19 protein-coding genes and 1 pseudogene are annotated in these 23,440 nt (G+C 59.5%); 9 read left to right on the forward strand and 11 right to left on the reverse strand.

The annotated features are described in order from the left end of the window. Window positions 1-170, reverse strand: a pseudogene (locus AC1DVE_RS16030) (IS5/IS1182 family transposase); the annotation flags it as partial. 245 nt (window positions 171-415) lie between these two features. Between AC1DVE_RS16030 and AC1DVE_RS16035 the strand changes: the two are divergent. The 5 genes from AC1DVE_RS16035 to AC1DVE_RS16055 all read left to right on the forward strand — a co-directional run bounded on the left by AC1DVE_RS16035 (window position 416) and on the right by AC1DVE_RS16055 (window position 8,439). Beyond that, the gene (locus tag AC1DVE_RS16035; protein ID WP_223459639.1) at window positions 416-1,843 is read left to right on the forward strand and encodes a di-heme oxidoreductase family protein; all 1,428 of its coding nucleotides are present in this window, start codon (window positions 416-418) and stop codon (window positions 1,841-1,843) included. Between the two features lie 27 nt (window positions 1,844-1,870). Beyond that, window positions 1,871-2,935 (forward strand): imelysin family protein, encoded by a 1,065-nt coding sequence (locus AC1DVE_RS16040; RefSeq protein WP_223459641.1) that lies wholly within the window; start codon window positions 1,871-1,873, stop codon window positions 2,933-2,935. 14 nt (window positions 2,936-2,949) lie between these two features. Continuing rightward, window positions 2,950-4,050 carry a DUF1513 domain-containing protein gene (locus tag AC1DVE_RS16045; RefSeq protein ID WP_223459643.1) on the forward strand — a complete coding sequence of 367 codons (1,101 nt, stop codon included), beginning with the start codon at window positions 2,950-2,952 and terminating at the stop codon, window positions 4,048-4,050. A 200-nt stretch (window positions 4,051-4,250) separates the two neighbouring features. Then, window positions 4,251-5,399, forward strand: coding sequence for an efflux RND transporter periplasmic adaptor subunit (locus AC1DVE_RS16050; protein ID WP_223459645.1), 1,149 nt, complete (start codon window positions 4,251-4,253; stop codon window positions 5,397-5,399). Between the two features lie 13 nt (window positions 5,400-5,412). Continuing rightward, window positions 5,413-8,439 (forward strand): multidrug efflux RND transporter permease subunit, encoded by a 3,027-nt coding sequence (locus tag AC1DVE_RS16055; protein ID WP_223532196.1) that lies wholly within the window; start codon window positions 5,413-5,415, stop codon window positions 8,437-8,439. Window positions 8,440-8,539: 100 nt separating this feature from the next. Here the strand turns inward: AC1DVE_RS16055 and AC1DVE_RS16060 are convergent, their stop codons facing one another. The 5 genes from AC1DVE_RS16060 to colR all read right to left on the reverse strand — a co-directional run bounded on the left by AC1DVE_RS16060 (window position 8,540) and on the right by colR (window position 12,258). Continuing rightward, the gene (locus AC1DVE_RS16060) at window positions 8,540-8,767 is read right to left on the reverse strand and encodes a hypothetical protein (RefSeq protein WP_223459649.1); all 228 of its coding nucleotides are present in this window, start codon (window positions 8,765-8,767) and stop codon (window positions 8,540-8,542) included. Window positions 8,768-8,769: 2 nt separating this feature from the next. Next, a complete protein-coding gene (locus AC1DVE_RS16065; RefSeq protein WP_223459650.1) occupies window positions 8,770-9,483 on the reverse strand; it encodes a lipopolysaccharide kinase InaA family protein in 714 nt (237 codons plus the stop codon). A 4-nt stretch (window positions 9,484-9,487) separates the two neighbouring features. Further along, complete coding sequence (locus AC1DVE_RS16070; RefSeq protein WP_223459810.1) at window positions 9,488-10,156, reverse strand: class I SAM-dependent methyltransferase; 669 nt, start codon at window positions 10,154-10,156, stop codon at window positions 9,488-9,490. A gap of 154 nt (window positions 10,157-10,310) precedes the next feature. Next, a complete protein-coding gene (locus AC1DVE_RS16075; RefSeq protein ID WP_223532198.1) occupies window positions 10,311-11,585 on the reverse strand; it encodes a sensor histidine kinase in 1,275 nt (424 codons plus the stop codon). Then, entirely contained in the window at window positions 11,575-12,258 is a 684-nt protein-coding gene (gene colR, locus AC1DVE_RS16080) for a two-component system response regulator ColR (protein WP_007978572.1), read from the reverse strand. The genes AC1DVE_RS16075 and colR overlap by 11 nt, the downstream gene beginning before the upstream one ends. A 202-nt stretch (window positions 12,259-12,460) precedes the next feature. Between colR and AC1DVE_RS16085 the strand changes: the two genes are divergently transcribed. Together AC1DVE_RS16085 and AC1DVE_RS16090 are read left to right on the forward strand one after the other, a co-directional pair. Further along, entirely contained in the window at window positions 12,461-14,410 is a 1,950-nt protein-coding gene (locus AC1DVE_RS16085; RefSeq protein ID WP_223459654.1) for an LTA synthase family protein, read from the forward strand. Window positions 14,411-14,464: 54 nt separating this feature from the next. Continuing rightward, window positions 14,465-15,208, forward strand: a complete 744-nt coding sequence (locus AC1DVE_RS16090; protein WP_223459656.1) for a phosphatase PAP2 family protein — start codon at window positions 14,465-14,467, stop codon at window positions 15,206-15,208. A 187-nt stretch (window positions 15,209-15,395) separates the two neighbouring features. On the opposite strand, the gene groL is transcribed toward AC1DVE_RS16090, so the two are convergent. The 4 genes from groL to AC1DVE_RS16110 all read right to left on the reverse strand — a co-directional run bounded on the left by groL (window position 15,396) and on the right by AC1DVE_RS16110 (window position 18,907). Further along, on the reverse strand, window positions 15,396-17,042 hold the full coding sequence (gene groL / locus AC1DVE_RS16095; protein WP_150728305.1) for a chaperonin GroEL: 1,647 nt from the start codon (window positions 17,040-17,042) through the stop codon (window positions 15,396-15,398). Between the two features lie 48 nt (window positions 17,043-17,090). Further along, the gene (locus AC1DVE_RS16100) at window positions 17,091-17,384 is read right to left on the reverse strand and encodes a co-chaperone GroES (RefSeq protein WP_007985847.1); all 294 of its coding nucleotides are present in this window, start codon (window positions 17,382-17,384) and stop codon (window positions 17,091-17,093) included. Between the two features lie 248 nt (window positions 17,385-17,632). Then, window positions 17,633-18,109: an FxsA family protein gene (locus AC1DVE_RS16105; RefSeq protein WP_218426941.1), complete on the reverse strand. Its 477-nt coding sequence runs from the start codon at window positions 18,107-18,109 to the stop codon at window positions 17,633-17,635. Window positions 18,110-18,175: 66 nt separating this feature from the next. Next, window positions 18,176-18,907 (reverse strand): HugZ family pyridoxamine 5'-phosphate oxidase, encoded by a 732-nt coding sequence (locus AC1DVE_RS16110; RefSeq protein ID WP_223459658.1) that lies wholly within the window; start codon window positions 18,905-18,907, stop codon window positions 18,176-18,178. Window positions 18,908-19,069: 162 nt separating this feature from the next. Between AC1DVE_RS16110 and AC1DVE_RS16115 the strand changes: the two genes are divergently transcribed. Further along, a complete protein-coding gene (locus AC1DVE_RS16115) occupies window positions 19,070-19,828 on the forward strand; it encodes an SDR family oxidoreductase (RefSeq protein WP_150728303.1) in 759 nt (252 codons plus the stop codon). A 134-nt stretch (window positions 19,829-19,962) separates the two neighbouring features. Here the strand turns inward: AC1DVE_RS16115 and apbC are convergent, their stop codons facing one another. Continuing rightward, complete coding sequence (gene apbC, locus AC1DVE_RS16120; protein ID WP_223459660.1) at window positions 19,963-21,057, reverse strand: iron-sulfur cluster carrier protein ApbC; 1,095 nt, start codon at window positions 21,055-21,057, stop codon at window positions 19,963-19,965. Between the two features lie 209 nt (window positions 21,058-21,266). On the opposite strand from apbC, the gene metG reads away from it, so the two are divergent. After that, window positions 21,267-23,318, forward strand: coding sequence for a methionine--tRNA ligase (metG, locus tag AC1DVE_RS16125; protein WP_223459662.1), 2,052 nt, complete (start codon window positions 21,267-21,269; stop codon window positions 23,316-23,318). Window positions 23,319-23,440 lie beyond the last annotated feature (122 nt).

The following is a 23,440-nucleotide window of genomic DNA, read 5'->3' on the forward strand; positions in this document are numbered from 1 at the left end:
GGCCGCCCGGTGGCCTTGGGTTTGGCTTTGTCGAAACCCAGCAGTGCCAGATCGAGGCGGGAAATGTAAGCCTCAATCACCCGAACCAGATGGTCTTCGGGAATAAGTTCGTCAAGTGACACTGGAAACAGTGCCCCCTGACAGCGATCTTCACCTTGGATATAGCGCATAAGAAAAATGCCCGCATCTTGCGATGCGGGCATTTTCTTTAACCGGAGAGCAGATTGCTAGGTTTTCACACAGTCTGCTTCGGGTCGCCTTTTTCATATCAGCTTTTAGGGTGATGCTGGTGGCCTCATCGCGGTCTCAAGTGAAAATCCTGTCCCACATCAAGCAAACGATAATTCCTCTTATTCAAATTCCCATCCCCTGTTAGACTTTGCGCCCTTGTTTTGCTCGTCTTGCAGGATGTCTGATGCCCTCGCTGCCTCTTCGCTTGTCCGCACTGTTTCTGGCCCTGGGCCTGAGTGCCTGCGATGACGCCCCGAAATTCACCCAGGCCGAACCCGGTGAAGCCCGCTCCGGCGGCAGTGCGACGGTGCGCAAGACCGATCAGAACGCGTTTTCCATGCCCTCGGCGAATCTGCCGCCGTCGCGGCGCGTGGATTTCAGCGTTGGCAACAGCTTCTTCCGCAGCCCTTGGGTGATCGCGCCGTCGACGACGACCGCTCGCGATGGCCTCGGCCCACTGTTCAACACCAATGCCTGCCAGGGCTGCCACATCAAGGACGGCCGCGGCCATCCGCCGACTCCCGACGATGTGAACGCCGTGTCGATGTTGGTACGCCTGTCGATTCCCGACGCCCCGGCGTATGCCAAGGTCATCGAACAGCTCGGCGTGGTGCCGGAGCCCGTCTACGGCGGCCAGTTCCAGGACATGGCCGTACCCGGCGTGGCCCCCGAAGGCAAAGTGCGGGTCGATTACACCGCCGTGCCGGTTCGCTTCAAGGACGGCACCGAAGTCGAGTTGCGCAAACCGAGCCTGAACATCACCCAGCTGGGCTACGGCCCGATGCACCCCGACACCCGTTTCTCGGCCCGCGTGGCGCCGCCAATGATTGGCCTGGGCTTGCTCGAAGCGATCCCCGAGGAAGCAATCCTGGCCAACGCCGAGGCCCAGGCCAAGGCGAACAACGGCATTGCCGGACGCCCGAACCAGGTGTGGGACGACGCCCAACTAAAGACAGTGTTGGGAAGATTTGGCTGGAAAGCCGGACAACCGAACCTCAATCAACAAAATGTTCACGCGTTTTCGGGGGATATGGGACTCACGACCAGCCTGAGACCCTTTGATGACTGCACGGACGCGCAAACGGCCTGCAAACAGGCACCCAGTGGCAACGGCCCGAATGGCGAGCCGGAAGTCAGCGACAACATCCTGCGCCTGGTGCTGTTCTACAGCCGAAACCTCGCCGTACCGGCACGTCGTGACGTCAGTGCACCTGAAGTGCTGGCCGGCAAGACCCTGTTTTATCAGGCCGGTTGCCAATCCTGTCACACCCCGAAATACACCACCGCCGCCAACGCTGCCGAACCTGAACTGGCCAATCAAGTGATTCGCCCGTACAGCGATCTGCTGTTGCATGACATGGGTGACGGCTTGGCCGACAACCGTAGCGAATTCCAGGCCAGCGGCCGCGAATGGCGAACCCCGCCGTTGTGGGGCATCGGCCTGACACAGGCGGTCAGCGGCCACACCCAGTTCCTGCACGACGGCCGCGCCCGCAACCTGCTCGAAGCCGTGCTCTGGCATGGCGGCGAGGCGGCAGCGGCGCAGCAACAGGTTTTGTCTTTCAATGCCGAGCAACGCGCTGCGTTGCTGGCGTTCCTGAATTCCCTTTAACACGCATTCCACTCGCGGGAGCCCGACATGTTCCGTCCCAAATTGTTGTTCACCAGCCTTGCCGCACTTGCCCTGGGCGCCTGCTCGCCCCAGGACCCGCAAGCGGTCACGTCGGCGGCCATCGCCAAGTCGGTGATCCTGCCGACCTACACCCGCTGGGTTGAAGCCGACCGTCAATTGGCGGTCAGCGCCCTCGCCTACTGCGAAGGCAAGGAAAACCTGGAAACCGCCCGTGCCGATTTCCTGCACGCGCAAAAAGCCTGGGCCGAACTGCAACCGCTGCTGATCGGGCCATTGGCCGAAGGCAACCGGTCGTGGCAAGTGCAGTTCTGGCCGGACAAGAAAAACCTGGTCGGCCGTCAGGTCGAGCAACTGGTCACCGCCCAGCCGCAAATCGATGCCGCTGCACTGGCCAAGTCCAGCGTTGTGGTACAGGGCCTCTCGGCCTACGAATACATTCTGTTCGACAGCAAGCCTGACGTGGCCAACGCTGAGCAGAAGAGCAAATACTGCCCGCTGCTGATCGCCATCGGCGAACGCCAGAAGCAATTGGCCGAAGAGATTCTGCAAACCTGGAACAACACCGACGGCATGCTCGCGCAAATGAGCAAATTCCCGAACCAGCGTTATGCGGACTCCCACGAAGCGATCGCCGATCTGCTGCGTGTGCAAGTCACCGCCATCGACACCCTGAAGAAAAAACTCGGCACGCCGATGGGCCGCCAGAGCAAGGGCGTGCCGCAACCGTTCCAGGCCGATGCATGGCGCAGCCAGGCGTCCCTGACCAGCCTCGAAGCCAGCCTCGCGGCCGCCAAGACCGTCTGGGAAGGTGTGGATAACAAAGGCCTGCGCAGCCTGTTGCCGAGCGAGCAGAAACCGTTGGCCGACAAGATCGATGCGGCCTATGCCGCCTCGCTGAAACTGTTTGCCGGTAACCAGCGTTCGCTGACCGACATGCTCAATGACGAGGCCGGCCGCCAGCAGCTCAACGACCTGTACGAAAGCCTCAACGTCGTCCATCGCCTGCACGAGGCTGATCTGGCCAAGGCACTGGGCATCCAACTGGGCTTCAACGCCAACGACGGTGACTGATGAGGGCCAGTTCCATGCTGCGACGCCAGGTTCTGACATTAGGTAGTTTGCTGCTGGGTGCAGTGACACTGGGCGGCTGGAAGCTGTTCAAGCAAAAGGACAAGAGTCCGTTGTTGCTTTCGGCACGGGACGATACCGACGGCCAGCATTACGCCGTCGGATTTCGGCTGGATGGCACCCAGGTGTTCGCCACCCGGGTCGGCCAGCGGTGCCACGACATCATCAACCACCCGACACTGCCGATTGCGCTGTTTGTCGCCCGCCGTCCGGGCACCGAGAGCTATCTGATCGACCTGCGCGACGGCACGCTCCTGCAAACCGTGGTGTCACAGCCGAACCGGCACTTCTACGGTCACGCGGTCATTCACCACAGCGGCGACTGGCTTTACGCCACCGAAAACGACACCACCGATCCGGGTCGCGGCCTGCTCGGTGTGTACAGATTCGAAGGTGAACGGTTGGTGCACAGCGGTGAGATTTCCACCCACGGCCTCGGTCCGCACCAGGTGTCGTGGATGCCCGATGGCGAAACCCTGGTGGTGGCCAACGGCGGGATTCGCACCGAGGCCGAAAGCCGGGTGGAGATGAACCTCAACGCCATGGAACCGAGCCTGGTCCTGATGCACCGCGACGGCACCCTCCTGAGCAGGGAAACCCTCGCCCAGCAGATGAACAGCGTGCGTCATCTGGCAATCGCCAGTGACGGAACCATCGTCGCCAGCCAGCAGTTCATGGGCGCAGCCCACGAGTCGTCGGAGTTGCTGGCGATCAAGCGGCCCGGTCAGCCCTTCGTCGCGTTCCCGGTGCCCGAGCACCAGTTGCAGGCCATGGGGCACTACACCGCCAGCGTCGCGGTACACAGCGACTTGCGCCTGGTGGCGCTGACCGCACCACGGGGCAACCGTTTTTTCATCTGGGACCTGGACAGCGGTGAAGTACGCCTGGACGCGCCACTGCCCGATTGCGCCGGGGTCGGCGCCGTGGCCGATGGTTTTGTCGTGACCTCGGGCCAGGGACGCTGCCGGTACTACGACTGCCGCCAGACAAACCTTGTTGCAAAACCGCTTGAGCTACCCGCAGGGCTCTGGGACAACCATCTGCATCTGATGGCCTGAATCATTGAAAAAATCGCCGCTTTGAGCCGCGCCTGCATCGGGATGACGTACACCCCACAGGCGCGACCCAACGCGGCGAATCTTTTCAGGCTTTCACCTCTCTAATACCTCACAACCTGTAAAAACGGCAGTTGGATTACCCTCTACACTCCCGGTAATGTTCCCCGCTGTCTCACCTGATTTTCTCCAAGGAACTGGATATGCTGCGTCGCCGCATGCTGATCATGTTGGGTGTTGTTCTACTGATTGTGCTGGTCCTGGCCGCGTACAAAGCCTTGTCGATCTACACGATGGTTCAAGGCTACTCTGCGCCCAGACCGGCCATCAGCGTTGCCGTGGCCACCGCCACCGAGCGCCCATGGCAAGCCCGCCTGCCTACCGTTGGCACGCTCAAGGCATTGCAGGGCGTGGACCTGAGCCTGGAGACCGATGGCACCGTCATCGATGTCCAGTTCGAGTCAGGGCAGAAGGTCAAGGCCGGTCAACCCATCGTCCGGCTCGACAGCGCCGTGGAAAGTGCCTTGCTCGAAACCGCCCTGGCCGACCTCGGGCTGGCCCAACTGGACTACAACCGTGGCAGCCAGCTGGTGGGCAGCCAGGCGATTTCCAAAGGTGAATTCGACCGACTCTCGGCGGTCCTGAAAAAGAGCAGGGCCACGGTCAATCAGCTCAAGGCTGCGCTCGAGAAAAAACGCATCATCGCGCCGTTCAGCGGCACCATCGGCATTCGTCAGGTGGACGTCGGCGACTATGTGGCCAGCGGCACCATGATCGCCACCCTGCAAGACCTCAGTAGCCTGTATGTCGACTTTTTCGTGCCCGAGCAGTCGGTGCCGAAGATTGCGCTCGGCCAGCCAGTGCAGGTCATTGTCGCGGCGTATCCGACCCTGGAGTACCCCGGCACCATCAGTGCAATCAACCCTAAAGTCGAGAACAGCACCCGTAACGTGCAGGTCCGCGCCACCCTGGCCAACCCCGATGGCAAGTTGATGCCAGGCATGTTCGCCAGCCTCCAGGTGCTCCTGCCCGACCCGCTGCCGCGCATCGTGGTGCCGGAAAGCGCGATTACCTACACGCTCTACGGCAACTCGGTGTATGTGGCCGTACCAAAGAAGGCCGAGGATGGCAGCCTGGTAAAGGACGACAAGGGCCAACCGGTGCTGATCGCCGAACGGCGTTTTGTCGAGACCGGCGAACGCCGCGATGGGCAAGTGATGATCACCAAAGGTGTGCAGAGCGGCGAGAAAGTGGTGACCGCCGGCCAGCTCAAACTGGATAACGGCTCACGCGTTGCCATCAGCGACGACAAGACCCTGGCCGGGCAGAACAGCCCGCCACGCGCGGACTGATCAAGGAATTCCCATGGCTTTTACCGACCCGTTCATCCGCCGTCCGGTTCTCGCTACCGTGATCAGTCTGTTGATCGTGCTGCTGGGCTTCCAGGCCTGGAGCAAGCTGCCGCTACGCCAGTACCCGCAAATGGAAAACGCCCTGATCACGGTGACCACCGCCTACCCCGGGGCCAACGCCGAGACCATCCAGGGCTATATCACCCAACCGATGCAGCAAAGCCTGGCCAGCGCCGAGGGCATCGACTACATGACCTCGGTCAGTCGCCAGAACTTTTCGGTGATCTCGATCTACGCGCGCATCGGCTCCAATAGCGACCGTCTGTTTACCGAACTGCTGGCCAAGGCCAACGAAGTCAAGAACCAACTGCCCCAGGACGCTGAAGATCCGGTACTGAGCAAAGAGTCTGCCAATGCGTCAGTGCTGATGTACATCAGTTACTTCAGCAAGGAATTGAACAACCCGCAGATTACCGATTACCTGTCACGGGTGATCCAGCCCAAACTGGCGACCTTGCCCGGCATGGCCGAAGCCGAGATCCTCGGTAACCAGGTATTTGCCATGCGCCTGTGGCTGGACCCGATGAAGCTGGCGGGTTTCGGCCTCAGTGCCAGCGATGTGACCAACGCGGTGCGCCAGTACAACTTCCTCTCTGCCGCCGGCGAGGTGAAGGGCGAATATGTGGTCACCAGCATCAACGCCAATACCGAACTCAAGTCCGCCGAAGCCTTCGGCGCGATTCCGCTCAAGGTCGATGGCGACAGCCGTGTATTGCTGCGCGATGTGGCGCGTGTGGAAATGGGGGCGGAAAACTACGACACCATCAGCTCGTTCGGTGGCACCCCTTCGGTGTACATCGGCATCAAGGCGACACCCGGTGCCAACCCGCTGGAAGTGATCAAGGAAGTGCGCAAGATCATGCCGGACCTTGAGGCCCAACTACCGCCGAACCTCAAGAGTGAAATCGCCTACGACTCCACCCTGTTCATCCAGGCCTCGATCGACGAAGTGGTGAAAACCCTGTTCGAAGCGGTGCTGATCGTGATCGTGGTGGTGTTCCTGTTCCTTGGCGCCCTGCGGTCGGTGGTGATCCCGGTGGTGACCATCCCGCTGTCGATGATCGGCGTCATGTTCTTCATGCAGATGATGGGGTACTCGATCAACCTGCTCACCCTGCTGGCGATGGTATTGGCCATCGGCCTGGTGGTGGACGACGCCATCGTGGTGGTGGAAAACATTCACCGCCACATCGAGGAAGGCAAGACACCGCTCAACGCCGCCATTGAAGGCGCCCGGGAAATCGCCATGCCGGTGGTCTCGATGACCATCACCCTGGCGGCGGTGTATGCACCGATCGGTTTCCTGACCGGCCTGACCGGGGCGCTGTTCAAGGAGTTCGCCCTGACCCTGGCCGGCGCGGTGGTGATTTCCGGTATTGTCGCCCTGACCCTGTCGCCGATGATGTGTGCTTTTCTGCTGCGCCACGATGAGAACCCCACTGGCCTGGCCCATCGCCTGGACATGATTTCCGAAAGACTCAAGCGCCGCTACCAGAGCTTGCTTCACGGAACCCTCAACACCCGGCCGGTGGTGCTGGTGTTCGCCGTGATCGTGTTGTGCCTGATTCCGGTCTTTCTCAAATTCACCAAATCGGAACTGGCGCCGGATGAGGACCAGGGCATCATTTTCATGATAGCCAACGCCCCGCAACCGACCAACCTCGACTACCTGAACACCTACACCGACGAATTCGTCTCGATCTTCAAGGCGTTTCCCGAGTACTACTCGTCATTCCAGATCAACGGTTTCAACGGCGTGCAATCGGGCATCGGCGGTTTCCTGCTCAAGCCGTGGAACGAGCGCAGTCGCACGCAAATGGCGATCCTGCCCGAGGTGCAGGCCAAACTGGAAAAGATCCCGGGGTTGCAGATTTTCGGCTTCAACCTGCCATCACTGCCGGGCACCGGCGAAGGCGTGCCGTTCCAGTTCGTCATCAACTCTGCCAAAGATTACGAATTGCTACTACAGGTGGTCGAACGGGTAAAAAAACGTGCGAAGGAATCCGGCAAGTTTGCGTTTGTCCACGTTGACCTGGCCTTCGACAAGCCGGAAGTGGTGGTGGATATCGACCGCGCCAAGGCCGCGCAGATGGGGGTTTCCATGCAGGATCTGGGGGGAACCCTGGCGACCCTGCTGGGTGAAGGCGAGATCAACCGTTTCACCGTTGAAGGTCGCAGCTACAAAGTCATTGCCCAGGTCGAGCGGCCGTTCCGCGACAATCCGGACTGGCTGAACAATTACTACGTGAAAAACACCGACGGCGAACTGTTGGCGTTGTCGACCCTGATCACCGTCACCGACCGTGCTCGACCGCGACAGCTGAACCAGTTCCAGCAACTCAACTCGGCCATCCTGTCCGGCGTGCCGCTGGTGAGCATGGGGGAAGCCATCGACCTCGTGCGCCAGATCGCCCGGGAAGAGGCACCCGCCGGTTTTGCCTTCGACTACGCCGGCGCATCGAGGCAGTACGTTCAGGAGGGCAGCGCCCTGTGGGTCACCTTTGCCCTGGCACTGGCGATCATTTTCCTGGTGCTGGCGGCCCAGTTCGAAAGCTTCCGCGACCCGCTGGTGATCCTGGTCACCGTGCCGTTGTCTATCTGCGGCGCATTGATTCCGCTGTTCCTGGGCTGGTCGAGCATGAACATCTACACCCAGGTCGGGCTGGTGACGTTGATCGGGCTGATCAGCAAGCACGGCATTCTGATCGTCGAGTTCGCCAACCAGCTGCGCAAGGACAAGGGCCTGACGGCACGGGAAGCGGTGGAGGAAGCGGCGGCCATCCGGCTGCGTCCGGTCTTGATGACCACTGCGGCGATGGTGTTCGGCATGGTGCCATTGATCATCGCCACCGGTGCTGGCGCAGTCAGCCGGTTCGACATCGGCACGGTCATCGCGACGGGCATGTCGATCGGGACGTTGTTCACCCTGTTTGTGTTGCCCTGCGTCTACACGTTGCTGGCTAAACCCGATAAGCGCTGAAACAGATGTATCTGTATGAGATGAACCTGTTGTATTGAAAGTCAGGGCAATAAAAAAAGGCCTCGCATCAGCGAGGCCTTTCATTTGGGCTTCAATCGGTTCAATTTTGCGGCCTCAATCCCTGAGAAAGTCCGAACATGAACAACAATAAGTCATGATCGGGTCGGGTGGCCACGGATGCCTTTGCAACCCGTGGTAATGGACAATGTTCTTCTGCGCTTATCGAGCTGAGAACCTGGGGGCGCGGTTGCTCCCAGGTTGCCATCGCGATCGATGCAACTGCCAAGGCTCCTACCAGAAACAAACCTCGTGCAATTTCGAGTTTCATCGCTATAAATCCTTGATAGCGCTGCCAAACGCCGTCTCATAAAAGTAGATGAGTTTTTTCCAGTCTGCGTCGCTGAACGACGAGTGGCGACGCAACTGCTTCAAGTCATGGACAGCTGCGCGATTGGCGGTCAAACGCTGTCGACATTTCTCCAGATCGATCAGGGCAACCTCGACCTTGGCCGTTTCGCCCTCACCGGTCACGCGAACGAATACGTGCTTGTCGTAAAGGCAACCGTGCTGCCAGCGGCCCTTGTGCATGCGAGCCAGGTTTTCGGCCAGGTCCTTAAGCACTCGTTCGTTTATGGCTTCACCATGACGCTCTCGACCGCCACCGGCGTACCAGCGATCGATTTCCTCGTAGCCGTCCAATGACTTGGTGACCAGCAAGGCACGCCACTTGTGCACAGGATCGCGCTGTGCGCCACAGAAAACGATTTCAGGAACCCGTACGCCAAGCGCGGTCACACCGATGAGCGCAGCATGCTCGCGCAGTACCGTAGGCCGCCCGAATGGGTGCTGCCAGCTACGATGGATATGCCCGGTCTGGCGCTTGACGTAGAGCAGTTGACCATCACTGCCCATCAGGCGTTGAACGCCGCTTTCCCCGCCGCGACGGACGTTGGGTTCTTCTACCCATTCACCGCGCTGATTCCAAAAGTAATCGAAGCGGTCCGGGGGAGCGACTTCCGTTTCTGCTGCACACTGCACTGCCATCCTGTTACCTCTTGCGTAATACGTAAACTCGCCACATGGCATAGAGCGGTAAAAAGTCCAGTTGTTCCTGGATGCGGAAACCCGCCTGCTCAAATTCCTTTTCTACGGTAGCGGCCGGTAACACAAACCGGTTTTGGTAACCTACCTGCCCACGGGCTTTCTCCGAACGCTTGCGTTTCCAAGCCTTGAAGTTGCCATCGACCCACAGCGAAATGATCACGCTGTCACGGGAAACCCGCTCGAATTCACGCAAAATAGCCATGCGATGCTCGGCTTCACCGATGTGGTGGAGCAAGCGCATGCAAAAAATGCTGTCGACGGAGTTGTCCGGCAAGGCGATGTCGAATGCAGACGTGGGCAAGGGTTGTACCCGTTTCACCACATCGGCAGGTTGCGCCTGGGTTGCGATTTTCAGCATGGACTGCGAGTTATCGGCACCGATGATCACGCGGTTGGATTTTTCCGCCAACAAGGGCCAGAAACGCCCTGCACCACAAGGCAAATCGAGGACCAGGCCAGGCTCGCCAGCCAGGGACAGCGCCTTGCGTGCCAGTTGTTCGTCACGCCAATGGGACAATCGACGGCCGAGACCTTCCTGGTGTTTGCGCAAATAGCGTTGGGCGTGTTGATCGTCGTATTTTTCCGAAAAATCGAGTTTGATCGGACCGTCCATCATCAGGTCTCCTGAACTTCTGATAGCAACTACCTTAGGTTTCGTGGTGTTGGTGACAGGTGATCCACTTGTGAAAATTTTATGATGGGAAACCAAGAAGTATTACAGGGTTTTACAGAGTTGGCAGGGTTTGCTGAACGCCTGACTCAACCGATCAAGTTCGGGACAATTCCACCTGAAAACGACAGCCATTGGGTTCCATGGTCGTCAGGCTGACGCTCCAGCCCTGGTTTTCACAGATCCGCTGCACCAGTGAAAGCCCCAGGCCCAAGCCTTCACCGCGTTTTTCAGTGCCCCGAACGAAGGGTTCGAACATCGCCTCGCGTTTTTCCTCGGGAATGCCCACGCCACTGTCTTCGACCAGAAAGCCTGTACCCGTCAGGGTCAAGCGGATGAAGCCCTGTTCGGTGTAATGCAAGGCATTACGCAGCAAGTTACCCATCACCGCATGCAGGAATGTCGCGTTGTAGCCCTTGGCCTCAGGGTTGCCCGGTTCGAAGATCAACTTCAATCCTTTTTCTTCTATGGGCTCGCGCCACAGACCGAGCAGGCCCTCGGCTATCTGGCCCAGGGACTGCTGCGGCGACATGCTGGCGTCTTCGCGCTGGGCGCGGGCCAGCATCAGGAAGGTTTGCACCAGCTCGCGCATTTCTTCACACGCCCTGGCAATGCGCTCGACCTGGGCTCGACCGCGCTGATCGAGACCTGGGTTTTCCAGCAACAGTTCGCAGGAACTGGCCAGGATCATCAGGGGCGTACGCAATTCGTGGCTGACGTCGCTGGTGAACAACCGCTCGCGGGTCAGGGCCTGACGCAAGCGCCCGAGGGTGGCGTCGAAGGCCACGGCCAGTTCGCCCACTTCGTCGGCGGCATAATCCGGCGCCAAAGGGGGAGCCAAACCCAGCAGTTGATCGCGATGGCGTACCTGGCGGGCCAGCCGCACCACCGGCGCCATGACCTTGCGCGCCAGGACCCAGCCGAGAAACACCGCCAGCGCCAGGCTCAGTACGAAACCCACCAGCACCACGGCAAACAGCACCCGTTCACGCTCTTCGAAGTCGCTCTGGTCCTGCAATAACACATAACGCCGGCCGTCGACGATTTCGACCATGGCGTGGTACGACAGGTTTTCACGGAACACTTCGTGGAAACCCGGTTCCAGGTGCCGCAAATCCTTGGGCAGCTGGAAATCGCCCGGTCCGCCACTGAAGTAGAACAATTGGTCCGGTTCGGGACGATGGCTCCAGTCCGCGACATTGTCCATCAGCAACAGGCGCTGCAAATCGCCGCCCAGACCTGCCGAAATCAGTTTTTCTTCCACCAGGTGCACGGTCGCCACGATGCCCATGGCAAAGGCACCCGCCACCAGTGCGCTCATCAGCGCAAAGGCAATGATGATGCGTTGAGCAAGGCTCTGCTTAAACTCCATCACGGCCCTCGGCCAAGCGATACCCCACACCGTGCACGGTTTGCAGCAATGGCTTGGCGAACGGCTTGTCGATCACCTGGCGCAGTTGGTGGACATGGCTGCGCAGGCTGTCGCTGTCCGGGCAGTCGTCGCCCCAGAGCGCTTCTTCAAGAATTTCACGGCGCAGCACATGAGGACTTTTCTGCATCAACACGGCCAGCAACTTCAGGCCGACCGGGTTGAGTTTCAGCAACCGGCCTTCGCGAGTGACTTCCAGGGTGTCGAGGTCATAGTTCAGGTCGCCGACCTGCAACGTCCGCCGCCCGCCGCCCTGGGTTCGGCGCATGACCGCTTCGATACGCGCCGCCAGTTCAGACAGGGCGAACGGTTTGATCAGGTAGTCATCGGCGCCGGACTTGAAGCCTTGCAGACGGTCATCCAGTTGATCACGGGCCGTGAGCATGATCACCGGCGTTTCGCGACGGGCATCCTCGCGCAGGCGTTTGCACAGGGTGTAGCCATCGATGCCGGGCAGCATGATATCGAGCACGATCAAATCGTAATGCTCGGTGGCCGCCAGATGCAGGCCAGACAGACCATCCTGCGCGCAATCCACGGTATAGCCTTTGAGCCCCAGGTAATCGGCCAGGTTGGCCAGGATATCGCGGTTGTCTTCAACCAATAGAATTCGCATGGGTATCTCTCCGTCCACAGTAACGGCCGTCATGGCCCGCGCAGCTTAAGGCCAAGTGTGGCTCACGGCTAGGGGAAGGCTGTGCATGGATCAATTCGCTCAACCAACAGGTATGATTGACAAGTTTTTCACTATCGATTCACACGCTGCCTACAGCAGGCGGTGAAGACTGTCACGCGATTGATAATAAGGAATATAGAAAATGGACTATTTGAAGACGGCACCCATGCGCTTTTTGCTGCTGGTAACCGGCTCCTGGCTGGCAATTTTTTTTCTGACTCGAACCGTCCTGCTCCTCACGCATCTGGATGAGGCCGGTAGCGGGTTTCTGTCCGTCTTCAGTATCGGCCTGCTCTACGACCTGGGTTTCATTGCCTACGCGGCACTGCCCATGGGGCTCTACCTATTACTGTGCCCACCGGCCCTTTGGCGCACTCGTGGCCACCGCTGGTTTCTCCAGGGTCTGCTGACGGTCAGTCTGTTCGCGATGCTGTTCACCTCGGTGGCCGAGTGGCTGTTCTGGGATGAATTCGGCGTGCGCTTCAACTTCATCGCCGTCGACTATCTGGTGTATTCCGACGAAGTACTGAACAACCTGCTGGAGTCATACCCGATCGGCACGCTGCTGAGCATTCTCGCCGTGCTGGCCGTGGTCCTGAGTCTTGCATTGCGCAAACCCTTCAACGCTGCGCTCGCTGCGCCGTTGCCGCCGCTACGTGGCCGCTTGCTGAATGCACTCGGTTTGTTGATCGTCGCCGGCCTGAGCATGCAGTTGCTCAGCCAGGATGCCCCGCGCGCCCAGGGCGGCAACGCCTATCAGAACGAACTGGCGAGCAACGGTCCCTACCAGTTCTTCGCCGCGTTCCGTAACAACGAACTGGACTACCCGCAGTTCTACAGCACACTGCCGGCGGCCGTGGTTGCCCAACAGATTCGCGCCGAACTGGCAGAACCCAATGCCCGCTTCGTAGGTGAAGACCCGCAGGACATACGCCGGCAGATCGATAACCCGGGCGCACCGCGCAAACCCAATATCGTGCTGGTCACCATTGAAAGCTTCAGCGCCAAGTACATGGGCAGCAACGGTGACAACCGTAACCTGACCCCCAACCTTGATGCCTTGCGCAAGCAGAGCCTGTATTTCAATAATTTCTACGCCACCGGCACCCGCACCGACCGCGGCCTGGAAGCCATTACCCTGGCGATCCCGCCAACCCCCGGTCGCTCGATCGTCAAGCGTGTGGGTCGTGAAAGCGGCTTTGCCAGCCTTGGTCAGCAACTCAATGCCGTGGGCTACGACAGTGTGTTTGTCTACGGCGGCCGCGGTTACTTCGACAACATGAATGCATTCTTCAGCGGCAATGGTTACCGCGTCGTGGACCAAAGCAGCGTCGAGGAGTCGGAGATTCACTTCAAGAATGCCTGGGGCATGGCAGACGAGGATCTCTACAACCAGACACTGAAACTGGCCGATGCCGACTATGCCAAGCAGCAGCCATTCCTGCTGCAGCTGATGACGACGTCCAACCACCGCCCTTACACCTATCCGGACAACCGGATCGACATCAAGTCCGGCAACGGTCGTGACGGCGCGGTGAAATACACCGACTACGCCATCGGTCAGTTTCTCGATCAGGCGCGTCAAAAACCCTGGTTTGACAATACAATCTTCATCTTTGTCGCCGACCACACCGCAGGCAGCGCCGGTAAGGAAGACTTGCCTATCGCCAACTATCAGATCCCGCTATTCATCTATGCGCCCAAGTTGATCGAAGCTCGGGAAACAGCACAGCTGGCCAGCCAGATCGATCTGGCACCGACGCTGCTCGGTTTGCTCAATCTGGATTATGAGTCGACGTTCTTTGGCCGTAACCTGTTGCAGGATAACCCGCTGCCGCCACGGGTGGTGGTCGGCAACTACCAGCACCTGGGGTTGTTCGACGGCAAGGACCTGGCGATTCTGAGCCCACGCCAGGGATTGCGTCGTCACGATGACGCACTGACCGAAAGCCGCGAGTCCCGGTCGACCGCCGATGACCCGCTGATTACCCGCGCCATCACCTATTACCAAACCGCCAGTTATGGCTTCAAGCAACAGCTGCTTGGCTGGAAGGCGCCCAAGGAGGGTGCCGGTCAAGTCGGCGAACGTTAACCGAATCGCCCCGGGCTGATGCCCCGGGGCTTTTTCCTTTGTTCAGGATCCACCATGTCATCAACCGCTGTCCGCCCTGCCCCGCGCCCGCTCAACTTCTGGGTGTGCCTGGGGGTTCCCGCCGTTGCGGCGATCATTCTGGTGTTGCTCGAACTGACTTCACTGGACATGGACCTTGCCAAGCTGTTCTACGACCCGGTCGCGGGTGACTTCATCGGACGGCACAGTTACTTCCTGGAAAACATCCTGCATACCCGCGCCAAGCAAGTGGTCATTGCCTTCTCGGTGTTCGCGATCATTGTCTACGTTGCCTCGTTTTTCATGGTCAAGCTCAAACCGTTCAAGCGGGAACTGGGTTGCCTGGTGCTGTCCCTGGGTCTGGCGACTTCCTTTGTCACCCCGATGAAAGCGGTGACCGCGGTGCAATGTCCTTGGAGCCTTGAGCAATTTGGCGGTCACGAGACCTACAGCGAATTGTTGAGCCATCGCCCGGCTACCGAAAAACCAGGTCGTTGCTGGCCCGGCGGCCATGCGGCCACCGGCTTCACCCTGTTTGCCCTGTTTTTCGTATTGCGTGACCGTCGCCCGCGCATGGCTCGCGCAGCGTTTGTCTTCGCCTTCGCCCTCGGCTCGGTGTTTTCCATCGGGCGGATGATGCAGGGCGCGCACTTCTTCTCGCACAACGTGTGGACGGCGGTGTTCTGCTGGCTGATTTGTTTGGGGTCGTACTACTACGTTCTGTATCGACCGGCTTTGAGGGCTGAACGCGGGACCACTGCAGAACCTGTCAGCGCCTGATCTGACGCCTTCGTCGGAGCGCCGCCCGGACCAAGCCACGCTCCCACAGAGACGATGCAGATCCTGTAGGAGCGTGGCTTGCCCGCGATGGGCGCGACGCGATCTCCAGCCAACCCCAAATTGAAGGCAATAAAAAACCCCGCCTGCTTTCGCAGGCGGGGTTTTTTCGTACAGGGGTAAGGCTGGCTTACATCATGCCGCCCATGCCGCCCATACCGCCCATGTCTGGCATACCGCCGCCAGCACCGCCGTCTTTCTTCGGTGCATCAGCAACAGCAGCTTCGGTGGTCAGGATCAGACCGCCGATCGACGATGCAGCTTGCAGCGCGGAACGGGTGACCTTGGTTGGGTCCAGGATGCCCATTTCGATCATGTCGCCGTATTCGCCAGTCGCAGCGTTGTAACCGAAGTTACCTTTGCCGTTCTTGACTTCGTTGACCACAACGCTTGGCTCGTCACCGCTGTTGGCAGCGATCTGACGCAGCGGTGCTTCGATGGCACGACGCAGAACGGCGATACCCACGTCCTGGTCGGCGTTGTCGCCTTTCAGGTCGAGGATTGCTTCCAGAGCGCGGATCAGCGCAACGCCACCGCCAGGTACCACGCCTTCTTCAACGGCTGCACGGGTTGCGTGCAGGGCGTCTTCAACGCGGGCTTTCTTCTCTTTCATTTCTACTTCGGAACCAGCGCCAACCTTGATCACTGCAACGCCACCGGACAGCTTCGCCAGACGCTCTTGCAGTTTTTCACGGTCGTAGTCCGAGGAAGTTTCGGCAACCTGAGCACGGATCTGAGCAATGCGGGACTCGATGTCGCCTGCTACGCCAGCACCGTCAACGATGATGGTGTTTTCCTTGGAGATGGTCACGCGCTTGGCGCTGCCCAGGTTTTCCAGGGTGGCTGCTTCCAGGCTCAGGCCGATCTCTTCGGAGATAACGGTACCGCCGGTCAGAACGGCGATGTCCTGCAACATGGCCTTGCGGCGGTCGCCGAAGCCTGGAGCCTTGACGGCTGCGACTTTAACGATGCCACGCATGTTGTTCACGACCAGAGTCGCCAAGGCTTCGCCTTCAACGTCTTCGGAAACGATCAGCAGTGGACGGCCGGCTTTGGCAACGGCTTCCAGCACTGGCAGCATTTCGCGGATGTTCGAGATCTTTTTGTCGACCAGCAGAACCAGCGGGTTGTCCAGCTCGGCAACCATGGTTTCCGGCTTGTTGACGAAGTACGGGGACAGGTAGCCACGGTCGAACTGCATGCCTTCTACAACCGACAGTTCGTTTTCCAGGCCAGTGCCTTCTTCAACGGTGATCACGCCTTCTTTACCGACTTTTTCCATGGCTTCGGCAATGATGTCGCCGATGGAGTTGTCGGAGTTGGCGGAGATGGTACCAACCTGAGCGATGGCCTTGGTGTCAGCGCATGGCTTGGACAGGTTTTTCAGCTCTTTGACAATGGCGATGGTCGCCTTGTCGATGCCGCGCTTCAGATCCATCGGGTTCATGCCGGCAGCGACGGCTTTCAGGCCTTCGTTGACGATCGACTGAGCCAGAACGGTAGCGGTGGTAGTACCGTCACCAGCGTCATCGTTGGCACGGGAGGCAACGTCTTTGACCAGCTGCGCGCCCATGTTTTCGAAACGGTCTTCGAGTTCGATTTCTTTGGCGACGGAAACGCCGTCCTTGGTGATGGTCGGAGCGCCGAAGCTCTTCTCGATGATCACGTTACGGCCTTTCGGGCCCAGGGTCGCTTTTACCGCGTCAGCCAGGACGTTGACGCCTTTGAGCATTTTCTTGCGGGCGGAATCGCCAAACAGAACTTCTTTAGCAGCCATGATCGATATTCCTTAAATACTTTGTAGTAGCGGAAAATGAACGGGTAATCAGCCTTCGATAACAGCGAGGATTTCGTTCTCGCTCATTACCAGCAGGTCTTCGCCGTCGACTTTCACAGTGTTGCTGCCGGAGTAAGGACCGAACACAACCTTGTCGCCCACTTTCACGGACAGTGCACGCACTTCACCGTTTTCCAGTACGCGGCCGGTGCCTACAGCGAGGATTTCGCCGCTGTTGGCTTTTTCAGCAGCCGAACCTGGCAGGACGATACCGCCAGCGGTTTTCTTTTCTTCTTCGCTGCGACGGATGACGACGCGGTCATGCAGAGGACGAAGCTTCATTGTCGATCTCTCCTAATTGTGGTTTTCATCGGCCGGTGTAGTCCCGGCGGGTTTAACAAAGGCCGGCGGTGCCGGTTGCGGTTCGTCAAGCGAACCGCGGAAGTCTGTCTGGCGTAATCGCCAGAAACCTTGCGGTGACCGTTACATAAGGGCACATAAGCTTATTACAAGGGCGGGGATCGAAAAATTTTCAGTTCGCTGCCCCGCAAACGAACACGGCACCCGAAGGTGCCGTGTCGATGTGCGCATTACTTGGTATCGCGGTGTTCGAACTCGCCTTCGATCACGTTGGGCTCGCGGCCCAGCGGCTCGCGAGGCGCCGGGCCGCCACGGGCCTGGAGGTCGTCGGCGAACGCTCGCTGACGCATGGCCTGCTCTTCGGCGCGCTGGCGCATTTTATTGGCCAGCAGACGACGACTGAACGGCAGCAGCATGAACAGGCCGATCACATCGCTGATGAAACCCGGAAGAATCAACAGGCCGCCAGCCAATGCCAGCATCAGGCCTTCGAGCATGGTCTGGGCCGGCAGCTCGCCGCGGTTCAGGCTCTCACGGGCACGCAGGGCCGTGGCCAGGCCGGCGACGCGCAGCACGAAAACACCGAACATCGAGCCGAGAATGATCAGCAGCAGGGCCGGGAAAAACCCGATGGACCCTGCCACCTTGACGAATACGAACAGCTCCAACACCGGGAACAGCAGAAAGAGCAACAAAAAAGGGCGCATCAAATGGTTCCTCAACGCAAGAATGCCTTGCCAGTTCACCTTAGATGACGTCGCCGTTTCGTGAATTCAAGCGTCGGCCACTTCATTTTTCGGCCAATGCTCGGCGTGAGCCAGAGAAACCAAGGCTTCGCGGACTTGTGTCGGCGTATTACAAGGCACTTGAAACGGCAACCAGTACAGGCTTTGACCGATACGCAGGTGCATGCCTTCGGTATCGATACCGACCATTTGCGCCAGCGCGTTTTTCGGCAGCCCGGCCAGATCGACGTAATGGGCGATGGCCTTGGCGTGATCGGCGTTCATGTGCTCGACCATGCTCACTTCGGCCTTGCCGGCGAACGGGTTGGCCAGGGTCAGCTCGTTGACCCAATGAATCGCGCCAAAACCGCCGATGTAACGGTGGCGTACAGGCTTGAGCACCCAGAAATCGAAATCGTGGGCCTTGTGATAACCCTGCGACTCAGGGAAGTAGCGATAGTAACGCTCGGAGGCGGCTTCGATGGCGGCTTCGTCTTCGAGCTGCTGCGCCTCAGCCAGGTAAGTCAGTCGACCAACGGCCTGGACATCTTCGGCGCCACGCTCGCCGACAAAGAGCGAGCACTTCGGATCTTTTTGCAAATTATGAGTGTGCTGGGCGATGCGGCTGATCAGGATCAGCGGCCGGCCCTGCTCGTCCAGGCAGTACGGAACCACGGAGCCGAACGGAAAACCGGGCATTGATTTGGAGTGCGTCGAGAGCACCCCACGGTATTCCTTGAGGAGCAATTCTCGTGCATGCTTAGCCGCTTCAACGCTCAATTTATGACTCCTTAAATAGAATCCGTCAGAAAAACGGACGAGCTGCTGGTGAAAGTCCCAGCAAGCCATCGGGGCAGTTCTCATGTGCAGCCAAGCCAGGTCAGGCGCAGATCGAGAGGCTCTCTAAAGGAAACCACTCAGACCTGCTACCGGGGCATGCGAATGCAACTCACTGACAAAGTAATCATTATCACTGGCGGTTGCCAGGGTTTAGGCCGCTCCATGGCCGAGTATTTCGCAGGCCTGGGCGCGAAACTCGCGCTGGTGGACCTGAACCAGGAAAAACTCGACGACGCCGTCGCGGCCTGCAAGGCCCAAGGTGTCGAGGCCCGCGCCTACCTGTGCAACGTGGCCAACGAAGAGCAAGTGACCCACATGGTTGCCCAGGTCGCTGAAGACTTCGGCGCGATCCATGGCTTGATCAACAATGCCGGGATCCTGCGCGACGGCCTGTTGCTCAAGGTCAAGGATGGCGAAATGACCAAGATGAGCTTGGCCCAATGGCAGGCGGTCATCGACGTCAACCTGACCGGCGTGTTCCTGTGCACCCGTGAAGTCGCGGCGAAAATGGTCGAGCTGAACAACAGCGGCGCGATCATCAATATCTCTTCGATTTCCCGCGCCGGCAACGTCGGTCAGACCAACTACTCGGCCGCCAAGGCCGGTGTTGCTGCGGCGACCGTGACCTGGGCCAAGGAGCTGGCGCGCTACGGCATTCGCGTCGCCGGCATTGCACCGGGCTTCATCGAAACCGAAATGACCTTGGGCATGAAGCCTGAAGCACTGGAAAAAATGACTGCAGGGATCCCGCTCAAGCGCATGGGCAGGCCTGAGGAAATCGCCCATTCGGCGGCTTACATCTTTGAGAACGACTATTACACCGGTCGGATTCTGGAGATGGATGGCGGGTTGCGCATCTAAGCCCGACCCAAAACCCAATGTGGGAGCGGGCTTGCTCGCGAAGGCGATAGATCAGCCAACTTATTGGTTGAATGACACATCGCTTTCGCGAGCAAGCCCGCTCCCACATTTGGTCAGCGTTTATCTGGCGAATATCAATCGTCGCTGACGCTGATATTCGGCATCGCCGGCGTCAAAGCTTCCTGCAACACGATCCGCGCACCGACATGGCGGGCCAATTCCTGGTAAACCATCGCAATCTGGCTGTCAGGTTCGGCGATCACCGTTGGCTTGCCGCCATCGGCCTGTTCGCGGATGACCATCGACAACGGCAGCGAAGCCAGCAGCTCGACGCCATACTGGTTGGCCAGCTTCACGCCACCGCCTTCACCGAACAGATGCTCGGCATGTCCGCAGTTGGAGCAGATGTGCACGGCCATGTTTTCCACCACGCCCAGCACCGGAATGTTGACCTTGCGGAACATTTCCACGCCCTTGCGCGCGTCCAGCAATGCCAGGTCCTGCGGGGTGGTAACGATGACCGCACCGGCCACCGGGACTTTCTGCGCCAGGGTCAATTGGATATCGCCGGTGCCTGGCGGCATGTCGATGACCAGATAGTCCAGATCGCCCCACGCGGTTTGGGTCACCAGTTGCAGCAAGGCGCCGGAGACCATCGGACCACGCCAGACCATCGGCGTGTTGTCGTCGGTGAGGAACGCCATGGACATCACTTCGACGCCATGGGACTTGAGCGGAACGAACCATTTCTGATCCTTGACCTCGGGGCGGGTACGCTCGGGGATGCCGAACATGATGCCCTGGCTCGGACCGTAGATGTCCGCATCGAGAATCCCGACCTTGGCGCCTTCGCGGGCCAGGGCCAGGGCCAAGTTGGCCGCCGTGGTGGATTTGCCCACGCCGCCCTTGCCGGATGCCACGGCCACCACGTTTTTCACGTTCGCCAGGCCCGGAATCTGCGCCTGAGCCTTGTGCGCAGCGATCACGCTGGTGATTTCGACCTTGGCACTTGCCACGCCATCCAACCCCTGAATGGCCATTTCCAGCATCTGCGCCCAGCCACTCTTGAACAGACCGGCGGCGTAACCCAGTTCAAGCTGAACGCTGACGCGGTCACCCTGGATCTCGATGTTGCGCACGCACCCGGCGCTGACCGGGTCCTGGTTCAGGTAAGGGTCGGTGTATTGGCGAAGGACGGCTTCCACCGCTGCGCGATTGACGGCGCTCATGGGCAACTCCGAAAACAGGACTGGAAAAGATAGTGGGTATCGTACCTGTTCCGCGCCCGAGGCGGCATGCTTGTAGATCATTTGTTGTGAACGCATCCCCTCGCCACAGGTTTCACCAGCTATGCATCCGGAAACAGGCTCACAGGGTGAAAAATATGCGCCGGCGCTTTATAGTGGCCGACCTCCGTTTCATCAAGTAGCCGAGCCCCATGTCCGAGCCACGCAAGATCCTCGTCACCAGCGCCCTGCCCTATGCCAATGGTTCGATCCACCTTGGCCATATGCTGGAATACATCCAGACCGATATGTGGGTGCGCTTCCAGAAGCACCGCGGCAATCAATGCATTTATGTCTGCGCCGACGACGCCCACGGTTCGGCGATCATGCTGCGCGCGGAAAAGGAAGGCATCACCCCGGAACAACTGATCGCCAATGTCCAGGCTGAACACAGCGCCGACTTTGCCGAGTTCCTGGTGGACTTCGACAACTTCCACTCCACTCACGCCGAAGAAAACCGTGAGCTGTCGAGCCAGATCTACCTGAAGCTGCGCGACGCCGGGCACATCGCCACGCGCTCGATCACCCAGTATTTCGACCCGGAAAAGAAAATGTTCCTGGCCGACCGCTTCATCAAGGGCACCTGCCCGAAATGCGGCACTGAAGACCAGTACGGTGACAACTGCGAAAAATGCGGCGCGACCTACGCTCCGACCGACCTGAAGGATCCGAAGTCGGCGATCTCCGGCGCCACCCCGGTGCTCAAGGATTCCCAGCACTTCTTCTTCAAACTGCCAGACTTCCAGCAAATGCTGCAGACCTGGACCCGCAGCGGCACCCTGCAGGATGCCGTGGCCAACAAGATCGCCGAATGGCTGGATGCCGGCCTGCAACAGTGGGACATCTCCCGCGATGCACCGTATTTCGGTTTTGAAATCCCCGACGAGCCGGGCAAATACTTCTACGTGTGGCTGGATGCGCCGATCGGCTACATGGCCAGCTTCAAGAACCTGTGCAACCGCACGCCGGAGCTGGACTTCGACGCGTTCTGGGGCAAGGACTCCACTGCCGAGCTGTACCACTTCATCGGCAAGGACATCGTCAACTTCCACGCCCTGTTCTGGCCTGCCATGCTCGAAGGCGCGGGCTACCGCAAGCCGACCGGGATCAACGTGCACGGCTACCTGACCGTCAATGGCCAGAAGATGTCCAAGTCCCGCGGCACCTTCATCAAGGCCCGGACCTACCTGGACCACCTGTCGCCGGAATACCTGCGCTATTACTACGCGGCCAAGCTGGGCCGTGGCGTTGATGACCTCGACCTGAACCTCGAAGACTTCGTGCAGAAGGTCAACTCCGACCTGGTGGGCAAGGTCGTCAACATCGCCAGCCGTTGTGCCGGTTTCATCAACAAGGGCAATGCCGGTGTGATGGTCGACACCAACGCCGCGCCTGAACTGACCGAAGCCTTCCTGGCCGCCGCGCCAAGCATCGCCGACGCCTATGAAGCCCGCGACTTCGCCCGCGCCATGCGCGAGATCATGGGCCTAGCCGATCGCGCCAACGCCTGGATCGCCGACAAGGCGCCGTGGTCGCTGAACAAACAGGAAGGCAAACAGGATGAAGTCCAGGCCATCTGCGCCACGGGCGTCAACCTGTTCCGCCAACTGGTGATCTTCCTCAAGCCTGTGCTGCCGTTGCTGGCCGCCGACGCCGAGGCGTTCCTGAACGTCGCGCCGCTGACCTGGAACGACCACGCGACCTTGCTCAGCAACCATCAGTTGAACGAGTTCAAGCCGTTGATGACCCGAATCGACCCGGTCAAGGTGCAAGCCATGACCGACGCTTCGAAGGAAGACCTGACCGCCAGCCAGACCGACACCGGCGCAGCCGCACCTGCCGGCAATGGTGAACTGGCCAAGGATCCGCTGTCGCCGGAAATCGAGTTCGACACCTTCGCCGCCGTCGACCTGCGTGTCGCCCTGATCGTAAAAGCCGAACACGTGGAAGGCGCCGACAAGCTGCTGCGCCTGACCCTCGACATCGGTGACGAGCAACGCAACGTGTTCTCCGGGATCAAGAGCGCTTACCCGGACCCGTCCAAGCTCGATGGTCGACTGACCATGATGATTGCCAACCTCAAGCCACGGAAAATGAAGTTCGGCATCTCCGAAGGCATGGTGATGGCGGCCGGCCCTGGCGGTGAAGAAATCTACCTGCTCAGCCCTGACAGCGGCGCCAAGCCGGGCCAGCGCATCAAGTAAGGTCTGCGGCAAATCGATCCCACAGTCGTGCCTGGCGCGGCTGTGGGATTTTCATGTCTGGCCCACCCTCCCGCCTTGCCGGATAATGCCTACTCTTTTTAGACAACTGCGCTAAAAAAGCC

The sequence above is a fragment of the Pseudomonas sp. P4_B4 genome (assembly GCF_056402255.1).